Annotated in this window: 11 protein-coding genes; 8 read left to right on the top strand and 3 right to left on the bottom strand. The window is 35.1% G+C overall.

Annotation, left to right across the window (positions count from 1 at the left end; all coding sequences use genetic code 11):
- The first annotated feature begins 40 nt into the window (after nt 1–40).
- The 7 genes from H7K77_RS10885 (at nt 41) to H7K77_RS10855 (ending at nt 8,658) form a co-directional block, all read left to right on the top strand.
- Nucleotides 41–976: an NAD(P)H-binding protein gene (locus H7K77_RS10885; RefSeq protein WP_186577872.1), complete on the top strand. Its 936-nt coding sequence runs from the start codon at nt 41–43 to the stop codon at nt 974–976.
- A gap of 117 nt (nt 977–1,093) precedes the next feature.
- On the top strand, nt 1,094–1,396 hold the full coding sequence (locus H7K77_RS10880) for a hypothetical protein (RefSeq protein WP_186577871.1): 303 nt from the start codon (nt 1,094–1,096) through the stop codon (nt 1,394–1,396).
- Nucleotides 1,397–2,149: 753 nt separating this feature from the next.
- Nucleotides 2,150–3,457: an extracellular solute-binding protein gene (locus H7K77_RS10875; RefSeq protein WP_186577870.1), complete on the top strand. Its 1,308-nt coding sequence runs from the start codon at nt 2,150–2,152 to the stop codon at nt 3,455–3,457.
- Between the two features lie 78 nt (nt 3,458–3,535).
- On the top strand, nt 3,536–4,411 hold the full coding sequence (locus tag H7K77_RS10870) for a carbohydrate ABC transporter permease (protein WP_186577869.1): 876 nt from the start codon (nt 3,536–3,538) through the stop codon (nt 4,409–4,411).
- 49 nt (nt 4,412–4,460) lie between these two features.
- A complete protein-coding gene (locus tag H7K77_RS10865; protein ID WP_235988910.1) occupies nt 4,461–5,294 on the top strand; it encodes a carbohydrate ABC transporter permease in 834 nt (277 codons plus the stop codon).
- Nucleotides 5,295–5,336: 42 nt separating this feature from the next.
- Nucleotides 5,337–7,094: a cache domain-containing sensor histidine kinase gene (locus H7K77_RS21725; protein ID WP_186577868.1), complete on the top strand. Its 1,758-nt coding sequence runs from the start codon at nt 5,337–5,339 to the stop codon at nt 7,092–7,094.
- Between the two features lies 1 nt (nt 7,095).
- The gene (locus H7K77_RS10855; RefSeq protein ID WP_186577867.1) at nt 7,096–8,658 is read left to right on the top strand and encodes a response regulator transcription factor; all 1,563 of its coding nucleotides are present in this window, start codon (nt 7,096–7,098) and stop codon (nt 8,656–8,658) included.
- Nucleotides 8,659–8,866: 208 nt separating this feature from the next.
- Here H7K77_RS10855 and H7K77_RS10850 read toward each other — a convergent pair whose 3' ends face one another.
- The 3 genes from H7K77_RS10850 to H7K77_RS10840 all read right to left on the bottom strand — a co-directional run bounded on the left by H7K77_RS10850 (nt 8,867) and on the right by H7K77_RS10840 (nt 11,871).
- Nucleotides 8,867–10,072 carry a threonine synthase gene (locus H7K77_RS10850; RefSeq protein ID WP_186577866.1) on the bottom strand — a complete coding sequence of 402 codons (1,206 nt, stop codon included), beginning with the start codon at nt 10,070–10,072 and terminating at the stop codon, nt 8,867–8,869.
- A 337-nt stretch (nt 10,073–10,409) separates the two neighbouring features.
- Complete coding sequence (locus H7K77_RS10845; protein ID WP_186577865.1) at nt 10,410–10,865, bottom strand: DUF2269 family protein; 456 nt, start codon at nt 10,863–10,865, stop codon at nt 10,410–10,412.
- 94 nt (nt 10,866–10,959) lie between these two features.
- Nucleotides 10,960–11,871 (bottom strand): prenyltransferase, encoded by a 912-nt coding sequence (locus H7K77_RS10840; RefSeq protein ID WP_235988909.1) that lies wholly within the window; start codon nt 11,869–11,871, stop codon nt 10,960–10,962.
- A 481-nt stretch (nt 11,872–12,352) separates the two neighbouring features.
- Here H7K77_RS10840 and htpX point away from each other — a divergent pair, with 481 nt between their 5' ends.
- Nucleotides 12,353–13,267, top strand: coding sequence for a protease HtpX (htpX, locus tag H7K77_RS10835; RefSeq protein ID WP_186577864.1), 915 nt, complete (start codon nt 12,353–12,355; stop codon nt 13,265–13,267).
- The last annotated feature ends 4 nt before the right edge of the window (nt 13,268–13,271 follow it).

Here is a 13,271-nt window from a genome sequence, read left to right as displayed (position 1 = left end):
ACACAATTATTGAACAGTGGTTAATTAATGGGGGATTGAAATGGAAAAGGCATTGGTGTTAGGAGCATCTGGAGGGATGGGCTATTCTATAGTTAAAGAGTTAACAAATCGAAGGGTTAATGTGATAGCATTTGCGCGCAATAAGGAAAAATTAACGAGATTATTTAGTGATAACGAGTTTGTTTCTATAGTATCAGGAGATATTTTTCAGTATGATGACTTATTAAACGCAGCTAGTGGGGTTGATGTCATTTTCCATGCTGCAAATATTCCGTACTATGAATGGGAGCATAAATTACCAAAGTTAATCGAAAATATCTTAAACGTTGCTAAGGTGCGAGCCGCCAAACTAGCTGTAGTAGATAATATATATGCATATGGCAGAAGTAACCAGAAACTAGTAACAGAATCATCTCCTAAAGTTCCTCATACAAAAAAGGGGAAAATTAGATTAAATATAGAAAGCCAAATAAGACAATCTGATGTTCCAGCGTTGATTGCGCATTTTCCGGATTTTTATGGCCCGAATGCTAGTAACACATTATTACATTTCACATTAGAAAATGTTATAAAAAATAAAAAAGCCTACTTTGTTGGGAATAAGAAAATTAATCGGGAATTTATTTATACACCTGATGGTGCAAAAGCACTTGTTAATTTAGCGTTTTGTAATGATGCGTATGGACAAAATTGGAACATTCCAGGATGTGGTGTGATAACCGGGGAACAGATTTTTTCTGAATTAAATAAAATAAATGGGTATCAGAAATTATCGTTTACGGTTACAAAAACGATGATTAGACTTCTCGGTCTAGTTAACCCAATGATGAGGGAAGTCGTTGAAATGTTCTACTTAAACGAGGATCCGGTTTTATTATCAGGGAAGAAATATGAGCAATTTTTAGGAGAGGTACCATCTACATCATACAGTAAGGGTTTAAAAGAGACATTAGAGTACATGAAGGGTTCTGCATAGTAGGCAACATGATTATTATACATTTGTCTTATAAAATCAATTAAGTATATCACGCCTATTGTGAAATCTTAGATGAGATAGTACTATGAAGGAAAGGATATAAAAGGAGTGTTAACATTGTATATAAATGAAGTAAAGAATCTACAGTTTTTCAGTCAACTATCTTTAAAAGACGTAGAAGATCGGTTAATTATTACAGCTGAATTCCCAAAAGAGTTTCTTGTAGAAAACCACATGATTCAACCCTTCTTATATGTAACGCTATATACACGAGGTAATGTAAGAATAAAAATTATTGACGAAGCGACAGCAAAAATCTACACTCCCTTTAGAAAAGATTTTGATCCAGACACATTTATGCAAATAGTTCAGTTTGCAATGAAACAGTCCAAACAGTTTAATCACTTGTCCATAAGGTAAGAAAGGGGAGAACAGGGTGCCTGTCACCGCCCGAATTTTGTCGAAAGGATAGTTCTCCCTTAAAAATTTCAACAATGATTAAATACCTGTACAGGCTTGATTTACCTTAGAGGATCTCTAAGAATAATTTGTTCCAACTCTCCAATTATAGTAATTTTTTGAACCGGTTAAAGAAGTTAGTTAACCAATTTAACCGAGGAAATGAAGTCATAATTAATTCGTTTTTATGTGTGCTAGAACTATGTTTGTCAGCTAATAGGGTGGTATCAAATCCCTCTTTTTTAATAAACACTCGGAAGCTTCTCCATTATAAAACTAACTTTATAGTCGAAAGCATAATAAATAGAAACCTCTTACCACCCTTTGCTAATTCTTCATTAACCTAAACTAAATTGTTTTGTTCACCAACTCCGATAAATGATATGATTTTTCTCCCAATTATCTCGATATTTTAAATACTTATAGGATCCATATCATAGGAAACTGTGCAAGTTTGAAACCTCTCCACTTTTATTTATATAATGCATAGAAATACAGATTGCTAGCCCACTACTTTTTTAGTTTTGACCTTTTTAGTAACATACATAGATTAACAGCTGACAAAAAGGAATAATATGCAAAATGTAATATTGGATAAATCGTAAAATAATGGATATTTTCTTAAACTTATTGGATTTTAATGAAGGAGATGTATAGATATAATGAATGTAAGCGCTTTACAGCGTGGAGATCTTAAATTAAGGGGGTTAAAAAATGTTAGTAAGTGTAAAAAAAGTTATCTTATCATCCTTGTTATCTCTATTAGTATTTGGTCTAGTTGCTTGTAGCGGAGAGTCAGAGACTGGGAGTGATGGAGGCTCTAAGTCTGAAGACGGTAAGGTTAAATTAACTTTATGGGAAACATGGACGGACGACACACCGGATACGAGACTGTTAAAAGAACGTGTAGAAGAATTTAATAGTTCTCAAGAAGAAATTGTAATTGAATTAAGAGGGACTGCTCACAATGAATACAGAACTAAATTGAAAACACAGGCCGCAGGTGGGGAATTACCTGAGTTATTTCTAGTCTGGCCAGGTGCAGAATTGGAGCCGCTTGTCGAGGGTGGTGTAGTAGAGCCTATCAATGATGTGAGGGAAAAATACGAAGGTGAACTCATTCAGGCTACAACATTAGATGACTATGCCATTGACGGGAAACAATACGCTATTCCAGCATCGGTGAGTTATACAAGTATTATTTATTATAATAAAGAACTGTTAGCACAAGCTGGTTACGATAAGATTCCAGACACCTATAAGGGCTTTAAGGAAATGATTGAAGCGCTAAAAGCTGAAGGTATTACACCTATCTTAGCAGGGAATAAGCCAAAATGGCCGTTACAATCGGTGTATATTTCTACTATTGCTGATCGTTTTACCGGAAGTGATTATTTAGACAAAGTTCTGAATGGGGATGAAAAATTTACTAATCCTAAATTCATAGAATCGTTAGCTGTTATTTCTGAGCTTAAGGAAATGGGTGCATTTAACGAAGACATAAACACGATTGATGAAGTAGAAGCTAGGGATGATTTACTAAAGGGCGAAGGTGCATTGTTCTTGTCTGGATCATGGTCCACAACAGCCATTCTTGGTGCATTACCTGAAGGGATGGAAATAGGCGCAGCTTCGTTCCCGTCGGTAGAGGGCGGAGAAGGAAATCCTGAAGTTATCTCAGGTATAAGTAGTATTGGAATAGCAATAAATAGTAAACTATCAGACGATGAAAAAGCTGCTGCTAAGAAGTTCCTAGAGTATTTCTATGACGAAAAATTGTATTCTGGATTATTAGCTAATGGTACGCTTGTTCCGGCGGACGTTCCATTACCAGAAGATGCATCTCCACTGTTCACCGATGTATATAATATTACCAAAGGTGGGGTAGCACCAGTATATGACGGTGTTCTACCAGCAGAACTTACAACGATTATAAACAATGGATTACAAGGGATCGTAACTGGTTCCATTACACCTAAGGAATTAGCTCAACAAATGCAAGATGAATTGGATAATCAATAATTATAGAAATAATAAAGGATGATAGACTGTAGGATTTGATCTCTACAGTCTGGATTCTTCTTTCTAGGGAGTGAACTCATGAGGCTTACAAAAAAAGCAAAAAGAGCAATTATGATTGGTTTGATTCCTGCTTTGGTGATCTACATTGGATTTGCAATTATTCCGATCGTCGTTTCCTTTTATTATTCTTTTATGGAATGGAACGGTTTCTCGGAAATGACCTTTATAGGGCTAGATAATTATAAGCAATTATTTAAAGACCATCTCTTTTGGAATTCCTTGAAAAACAACATATACGTCCTAATTGCTTCTGTAGGAGGACAAATATCGATTGCTCTTGCAATAGCGTTACTATTAAACCGAAAGTTGAAAGCGGTGAAGTTTTTTAGAACAATCGGATTTATGCCAGTTGTCCTTTCTTCTGTAGTTGTATCACTTACATGGAGTTTGATTTATAACGTTGACGATGGCTTACTGAATGTTGTCTTACGTTCCATTGGATTAGAAAATTGGACAATGAATTGGTTGGGGGATGAAAACCTAGCCATGCTTTCCGTCAGTGTAACGATCATATGGCAGTTTATCGGCTTGTATATGATTATTTTTTTGGCAGCACTACAAAATGTACCTAAAGAAATTTTAGAAGCTGCTGATATAGACGGAGCTTCTGAGTGGACTAAAACATGGAAAATAATTATTCCAACAATTAAGAATACGATCTTTGCAGCGCTTGTCTTAGCTATTTCTGGTAGTCTTAAAACCTTTGACCAGATATATGTAATGACAAGTGGTGGTCCTAATCATGCAACAGAAGTAGCGGCTATGTATATGTACACAAAAACCTTTGAGTCGCTTCAATTTGGCTACGGTAGTGCTATATCCGTTCTTATTTTTTTGTTCAGTTTAGCCATTATTATTATTGCTAATAAGTTAATGGGACAAAAGGCGATATAAGATCTAAAGAACGCAACACTGTAATACTAATGTTAGGGAGGTTAGCAAGTTGAGAATAAAAAAGGTCACCTCGAAGCGATTTTTCATCTATCTTATTTTATCGTTATTTGCAATTGCGAATGCATATCCGATTGTTTGGATGGTTTTAAATTCACTGAAAACTGCAGATGAATTCGCACTGGATAGAATTGGATTACCAGAAGGATTTGCCTTTCAAAACTATATAGATGCATGGAATACGGCGAATTTCGGGTCATTCTTTGTCAATAGTTTAATCGTTTCTTTAGTATCAGTTGTGATTACTGTCTTCTTAGGCGCTTTGGCGGCCTATTTTCTATCTAGGTTTCAATTTAGAATGAGTAAGTTTATATATGGATTTTTTGTATTTGGTTTGTTAGTTCCAGTTCATGCAACGTTGGTTCCGATGTTTATTTTAATGTCAAAATTAGGTTTACTAAATACACATTTTTCTTTAATTTTACCGTATGTTGCTTTTAACATGCCGATTTCCATTTTTCTCCTTGTAAGCTTTATGAAAAGTTTTCCAAAAGATATTGAAGAATCTGCTATTATGGATGGTGCAGGGATATTAAAGATATTTTGGTCCATTATTTTGCCTATGACAAGGCCGGCAATTGCGACAGTTGTTATCTTAAGCTTTATCAATAATTGGAATGAATTTGTTTTCGCACTTGTTTTAATCAATGATCCGGCACTTGCTACACTTCCGCTTGGACTACAAAACTTCGCAGGGCAATACGAAACAAATTATGTTGGCCAAATGGCTGGATTAACAATGGCGTTGGTACCAATTCTTATCGTGTATTTGTTTCTAGAGAAAGAGCTTGTAAAAGGAATGACAGCAGGTGCTGTAAAGGGATAGTATTTTGTTTAGGGAAGGTATAAAAAGATGTGGAGACGACTGGTGCCTTACAAAGACTGGAGTTTAATCTATAAGTTCTTATTTAATTTCTTGTTAATGGTTACCCTGCCAACTCTGTTTATCGGGATGTTTATCTATCTTGAAATGAATCAGGTATATGAAGAACAGGCAATTATTGATACAAAAGGCACTCTTGATAAAATTGAGCGTAACTTAACCTCCATTATAGAGGATACAGAGAACGTTTCTCTTTATTCGATTTATAATGCGGACTTCCGATCTTTTATGATGGAGGAAAAGGATTTACAAGAGATAAGCAGAAGTAGGACGAATATTGAGGGGTATCTTATTTTTCAATTAATGTCAAAGGATTATATAAATTCTATTCAGTTAATGGGAAATAACGGCGAGGAATTATATATGGGTGAAGGAGTGGAGGGTGATGAGAGTAAGTGGACGGCCCTTGCAATCAAGCAAACAGGAAAAGTAGTCTGGAGTGACGTATATTCCTTATCAGAGGGTTTGGTTGAAAAGACTCAGGTAATTAGTCTAACCAGGGTTATAAATGATTACAATCATATTAATAATCCAATTGGTCTCATTCGGATTCGTTTAGATGCGCTTGCACTAAAAAAGTTGATCCAGATTCCATCTCTTGAGGAAGGAGCAGTTTTTCTAACAACTGCAAATGATGACCTTCTCATTCAAGGGAACACGGACAAACAACTGCAAGAAAGTAAATTACAAACGATAAGAGAAACGGTTAATCAACAAGAGGATTCAGTTATCAACACGACTTCTGATGATAACTATATAACAGTCTCAAAGAAAGTAGATAAAAGTGATTGGTATCTTGTAGCAATGGTTAATAAGGATCATTTAGAGGCTTCGTTAGGTAATGTGAAATCTATGATAAAATACATGATTATCACTTTGACTTTATTAGGTATTGCATTAATTATACGTTATTATTATTTGGATATACGAAGAATAACTGCTTTAATGAAGACTACGGAAAAGATTGAAAGGAAAGATTTCTCAGTAAGAGTGAATGTTGGTGCTAGAGATGAGATTGGTATGTTAGGACTTCGTATTAATAGCATGACTGAAACGCTGCAGAAACTTATTGATCAAGAATTTAAGTTTAAAATTAAACAAAAGGAATCTGAGCTTAAAGTTTTACAAAACCAGATCGATCCACATTTTCTATACAATACTTTGGATATGATCCGTTGGAAGGCTCGTCTTGAAAAGGCGAATGAAACTAGTTATTTAATTGAATTGATCTCCAAAATTTTTAGAAACAATCTTGATAGTAATCGAGTGTGGGTTAAGTTGCATGAAGAGATTTCTTTCTTACAAAATTATTTATATCTTCAACAAAAACGTATGGGTGAAAAATTGCATTATTCCATTCGGATCGAACCTAATGTAAATACCGTCTATATGATGAAGCAAATCCTCCAACCATTAGTTGAAAATTCCATAAAGCATGGTTTTGAGTTTATTCAGAAAGATCCAAGAATTGAAATCCATTGCTATCGAGAAGGTGATGATCTTATTACTGATGTGATTGATAATGGAGAGGGAATGGAAAAGGCGATATTTGAGAACAGCATTAAACAGAATGAAGGGCATGCTTTAAAAAATATACAAGATCGAATTACATTAACATTTGGAATTGGGTATGGATTGGTTTTAATGGAATCTATTAAGGAAGGCACAGGGATAAGGGTCCGTATCCCTCTTTTGGAGAATGTTTCTGATATCCCAACACTATATGGAGAGTTAGGAGAATAAAATGATAAAGATGATCATCGTGGATGATGAGCCGATTATTTGTCAGGGGTTAAGGTACACAGTTCCTTGGGGAGATTATGGGATTGAGGTAGTCGATGAGGCGTATAATGGTGAAGAGGCATTAGAAAAATTAGATAAGAACGAGAACATTGGTATCCTACTAACTGATGTGAAAATGCCTAAAATGGATGGGTTAGAGTTGGCAAGAAAAATCTATAGTAGACCAAATCCACCAAAAATAATTATTTTAAGTGGATATGAAGAATTCGAATATGCGAAAAAGGCATTGCAAACAGGGGTGAAAGACTACTTATTAAAACCTGTTAATATTGATGAATTGTTGGCGATTGTTGAGAGTATTGTTGATGAATTAAAGGAAGAACAAAAGAATGAAAAATATTTAAATCAGCTCATAGTTAAATCGCTAGTAGACCCTCGAGTATTCGGAGCATCTTTAGAAAAATCTAGTCTAACTAAAATTAATAAGGATAAAAATGTCTATCCAATTGTTAGCTGTACAAAGGATTATGGTACACATTTTAAAAATAAGACGGAGATAGAGATTTTAACCTATAAAGAGAATTGGAAAAACGAGATTGAGAGAGTATTACAGAAAGCGAAATTAGATAGCTTTTCTCTATTTACTCAAGGTAATTTACTATTAACTTGTATCTATTCTAGTAATAAAGAGATGCCGTCTGTACAACAAATGAAAAAAGTTCTTTCGGAATTTAATATAGCTGGTTACGATTATCAATATGTACTGGCTGATAAACGGTATTCTATGGATAAGTTAATTGAGATCTACATGGAAATGGAACATTCTCTTTTAACCGGGCTTACAAAAAATACACAATTTATCATTTTAAATAAAGAAAAACAACCTTGTAACACTAATGTAGAGAACTTGCGAATGAATGAGGAAAAAATAATAGAGCTTTTATTTAATAAAGAAAAAGAAAGACTTGACCATGAGATAGAACTATTATTTAAAAAAATTGAGGTAAATCAGATCCAGTTGGATATGGTTTTGAAATACAGTATGAATTTAATCAAACAAATCACGACTCATCCTTGTATGGCAATGAATGAAGAATCTAGCCTTTTATTAAAGTTATATTTCTTACAGGATTGTGATGTATTTACATGTAATTCCTACTTGTTATTGAAGCAAGCATTTCAACAAGATGTGGACATAATCTATCATCATTTACAGATGGCTGATAAAGAGAATAGCTATTGGTTAATTGAAAGGGCACTCCAATATATCCAAAATCATTATATGTACGATTTAAAAGCGTCAGAAGTTGCTTATCATATTAACATCTCACCCAATTACTTTAGTTCTTTATTTAACCAATACACTAAAATGCATTTTAATGATTATCTTAATGAATTACGTGTAGAAAAATCCAAACAATTGTTAAAAGAAACGACAGAAACGGTTACGAATATTGCTGAATCAGTAGGCTATACCAATTACAAATACTTTATTCATGTTTTTAAAAAGAGAACAAAAATAACCCCGACAGACTACAGAAGGATGCTTGTTAAGGATGCCTAAGTGTTATTACTATCAACTCTTACACTATTTTTTTCTAGGAAATTGGGTGAAAGGGCTTTGTATCTAAGCAAAATACTAGGTGTGTTTGAAATAGGGGGATCATTTAGCAAAAAGGTATGGGGGATATTATGGATGCATTTTTTTCAATATTGGATTAAGTTAGCCAAATAATAGGGCTAATATATCTATTATTTGGCTATTATTTATATTAGATTTTATCTCCTATTTCGATTGTAGGGACATTAACAGATACGGTGTCTGGATATTTAATACCCATACCTGTATTCAATGCTACTACTACTTCATGCTCTTTGATCCATCCACTTTTACGTAGACGGCGTGCGGCTACGAAGGTAGCTGCCCCTTCCGGACAAACAAAAGCACCTTCCAGTGATGCAATTTTTTCTTGTTCATGTAGAATGGCCTCATCATCTATAGCAATTGCGCAGCCATCTGTTTTATAAAGTGCATCTAAAACCAAAAAGTCACCAATTGCTTTTGGGACGTTAATACCAAAAGCGACGGTAGAAGAGTTCTTCCAGAATTCAGATTCCTCTTTTCTTTCTTGCCATGCCTTCACAATCGGTGCACAATCTTCGGCTTGAACAGCAACCAATCTAGGTAAGTCTTCATCCATCCATCCGAGTTCTTTCAGTTCTGTTAATGCTTTATATATACCTATGATTCCAACACCTCCACCAGTAGGATATAGGATTACGTCTGGCATTTTCCAATTAAGCTGTTCCGCAATTTCAAGACCCATTGTTTTTTTGCCTTCAATACGATATGGTTCTTTTAGCGTTGAAGCATCAAACAGGTTGCGTTCCTTAACTGCTTCCGAAACAACCTTTCCAGCATCACTAATTAATCCATTAATAATATAAAGGTTGGCCCCTGAAATAGCTACTTCATTTCTTGTAATCTTCGGTGCGTCCTCAGGCATAACGATCGTTGATCTAATTCCTGCTCTAGTAGAATACAAGCCCCAGGCTGCACCGGCGTTACCATTGGTAGGCATAGCTAAATCCTCAACACCCAATTCTTTAGCCTTCGATACACCTACTGCAGCGCCACGTGCTTTAAAAGAGCCTGTTGGGATAATACCTTCATCTTTCATTAATAAGTTTGGAATATCCATATCTCTCCCTATCCTTTGCATTTGCAAAAGGGGGGTCATTCCTTCTCCTAATGTAATAACATTTTCCTTTTTTTGAACAGGTAAAAGCTCGTGATAACGCCATAGGTCTGAAGTTCGGTTGATAATGTCTTCTTTCGATAAATGTTGGGAAAGTTCTTTCAAATTATAATCAACTAATAATGGGGATCCACATTCACATAGTTGATTAACCTGGTTGTGGTCATATGTTGCAGCGCACTTAGGGCAATAGAGATGCGAGATGTAACTATATTTCACATTTATCAATCCTCTCAATTTGAAAAATCTATTATTCTTCCTAAATTTATCAATACTAGGTGGTAATTGTCTAATATAGGGATTCAGGTGAAATAGCAAAATGGATCAATTATATCTAGTAATATAATCGATCCATTTTAACTAAATTTAAGCTTAAGTGTACAGTATGCTTAAGTATTAAAATCAAGAGTTCATTGTGTAATTATTGTTGTTTTATCGTATACCTATAATGTATATTATCTAGTGCGACGTGATTTCTGCTGCAAAGATACTCAATCAAAGATAAACCCATGTACAATTCTTATCCTATTATTAATAACCTATTAAGTAAATAATTTTAAAAAGGTTTTAAGATCATTAACGTAATAATGATAATAAAAATGAAGTTCTCCAAGTGTTCCGCGCCATATAGTAATTTCGATAGCCGATAATATTCCTCTGGTATTTTTTCACCAGTAGCTGATGCTAACAGTTGTTTGATTGGGGTGGAATACTTTTTTAGTATTGTAGGACCCATAGCAAGAGCTACTAGGAATAAGGCTAGACTAGTGACATACCAACCCATTTGAAATAAATACGGTCGGATTGCTCCCATTAGCAAGCCAGAAATTAAGAGTAATGTTCCGCCGATCATAACAAATATGTGTAATCGATGCCTGATAGTGTACGAGTGTCTTAACTCAATTAGGTTGGTAGCCGTTTTGGGAATGATTGTTAAAATAAAGCCTGGTCCCATCCCTAATATAGCTGAAAATATATGGATGAAAACTAAAACATGATATAGACGATCCATTGACATCCTCCATTTATGATAATATTTAACTTCATCATAAAGGAAATAGAAACTTTTGTTGTGATTTAAATCAATGTATCATAAAAAATAAAGATTATATGAATATCCCAAGCCAAACTCCATTGATCATAGCTAAAAGTAGAAGGATTTTTTCATGTGATGAAACTTTGTGGTGATCCTCTATATTCATAGTCATTATTAGTAAAATAGAGGTACCAACTAAAATAATCAGTCCGATCATTGCCCAAAATCGATCCACCCCTAACCAAAACGCACATAATGCTGTTAAAGCAAAATAAAATAAGGCGGGCAGTCGGCAAAAATTAGTACCAAAGCTCTCGATGGACCAGACAACAGTCGTTTGTTTTGTTGGTAGTGCTTGTTTATCGGCATCACGATCAGGGATATGGTGAACCATAACCCAAGATATGCAAAATAAGCCATTAATGATTGCATTCTGCCAAGCCCATTCAGGAATAGAATCTAAAGCAAGCCAAGGTCCGGCTAAACCAAGGACGAGAATGGAAGGGAAAGTGGACAGCCATTCTCCAGTTAAAGGACGGTAGCTAAATCTCAAGGGAGGGAGAGAATAGGAAATGGCACCCCAAAGTCCGATGGCTAATAAAAAGGCAAGTTTTAAAAAACCAACAATAATAAGCCCCACCGTAATTATCACCAGAGAAATAATTAGGCATTTCCCAAAAAGCCACAATGCTTCTGATTTTACCAATCCGGTTTGAATAATACGACTTCCACCGGAAAGAATAGCTGGGCTATACAAGTCTGTTCCTGACTTATTATCTGCGTAGTCATTTAATAAATGAGTAAGAACACCATGAATAATAACTGCCCCGAGTAGCAATAGACCAAATATAGAAAATAGCAAACTCTTTGGCAAAGTATAATATAAAATCAACGGTAAAAAAGTAGATACGATCGTTGTAACACTAGACGCAATAACTGCAATTGACCTCATCAATAGAAAACCAATTTTAAATAGACTCAAAAGTGCCTGTCACCACCCGAATAATCTTGTTTCACAGATTGTTTCACGAATAGAGATTTCTTCTTATTAATATAACCATAATCGAATTGTTATAAAAGCGCTTTATATAAGCACTAATCATTCTCTTAACGTCTAAAAGCTTTCGAAAGAGGATGTAAACAAGTATATTGACTATGCTAACAAGCTATAATATTATATATATACAGTTAAAAAGTTTAAAAACTGTGAGAAAATTATAACTCCAAAGGGGAGTAGCTAACAGTTATGTCGTCATTACGTGATGTCAGTCACCGGCCTAACTGGCAACATTTTGTTGTTTGCGAGACCTTTGCCATACGGTAAAGGGATAAATATATATTTAATTAACCTTTACCAAAACTGGTAAAGGTTTTTTTGATGTGAAGGAGGAGAATGTGAATAATAGGTAGATAAAGACAATTAGCTGACCATGCAATAATAATAAAATAGTGGAGGTTTTTAAATGGGAAAAAGATTATTTTATCTGATCTTAACTAACATTTTAGTTATGACAACAATTGTGATTGTCTGGTCTTTAATCACATCTTTAACTGGCATTAATGGGTCATTTCAAACCGGTGGACCTGGACTAGGTATTGATTATGTATCTTTAATGGTATTTAGTTTAGTCGTTGGTTTTGCTGGATCTTTTATTTCGCTTGCTATGTCCCGTTGGATGGCGAAAATGATGATGAAGGTCAAAGTTTTGGATCCAAACAGTTCTTTGAATGAACAAGAGCAAGCAGTTGTCGAAAAAGTTCATCGCTTAGCTCGTGCTGCAGGATTGGTTCATATGCCACAAGTGGGGATTTATCAATCACACGAGGTAAACGCTTTTGCTACTGGTCCTTCTAAGAAGCGATCGCTTGTAGCAGTTTCAACAGGTTTATTGCAAACAATGGATGATGATGCTATAGAAGGAGTTATAGCTCATGAGGTAGCGCACGTAGCGAATGGGGATATGGTTACCATGACGTTGTTGCAAGGGATTGTCAACACATTTGTGGTATTCTTCTCGAGAATTGTTGCGATTATTGTATCGCGTTTTGTACGCGAGGATTTACAAGTAGTTGTTCAATTTATATCCATCATTGTATTCCAAATTTTGTTCTCTATTCTAGGTAGCTTAGTAGTTAGTGCTTATTCTCGTCACCGTGAGTACCATGCCGATCGTGGTGGGGCTGATTTGGCCGGACGTGACAAAATGGCACACGCATTACGTTCATTAAAAGCCTACACTGACCGTGCTCGAGTGGATGATCGTACGGACGATTCAGCTATTCAAACAATGAAGATAAACGGAAAAGGTGGACTAGTTTCTCTCTTTTCAACGCATCCAGACTTAGATGATCGAATTGCAAGATTGGAACAAAGATAACGCA

It is taken from the genome of Aquibacillus kalidii, assembly GCF_014280935.1.
Lineage (GTDB): Bacteria > Bacillota > Bacilli > Bacillales > Amphibacillaceae > Aquibacillus_D > Aquibacillus_D kalidii.
This window is presented reverse-complemented; position numbering and strand designations above follow the sequence as displayed.

Excerpts from the sequence above, each read along its gene's own strand:
- H7K77_RS10845 (WP_186577865.1), bottom strand. The coding sequence starts at position 10,865 with ATGGATCGTCTATATCATGTTTTAGTTTTCATCCATATATTTTCAGCT.
- H7K77_RS10885 (WP_186577872.1), top strand. The coding sequence starts at position 41 with ATGGAAAAGGCATTGGTGTTAGGAGCATCTGGAGGGATGGGCTATTCT.
- htpX (WP_186577864.1), top strand. The coding sequence starts at position 12,353 with ATGGGAAAAAGATTATTTTATCTGATCTTAACTAACATTTTAGTTATG.
- H7K77_RS10870 (WP_186577869.1), top strand. The coding sequence starts at position 3,536 with ATGAGGCTTACAAAAAAAGCAAAAAGAGCAATTATGATTGGTTTGATT.
- H7K77_RS10875 (WP_186577870.1), top strand. The coding sequence starts at position 2,150 with ATGTTAGTAAGTGTAAAAAAAGTTATCTTATCATCCTTGTTATCTCTA.
- H7K77_RS10855 (WP_186577867.1), top strand. The coding sequence starts at position 7,096 with ATGATAAAGATGATCATCGTGGATGATGAGCCGATTATTTGTCAGGGG.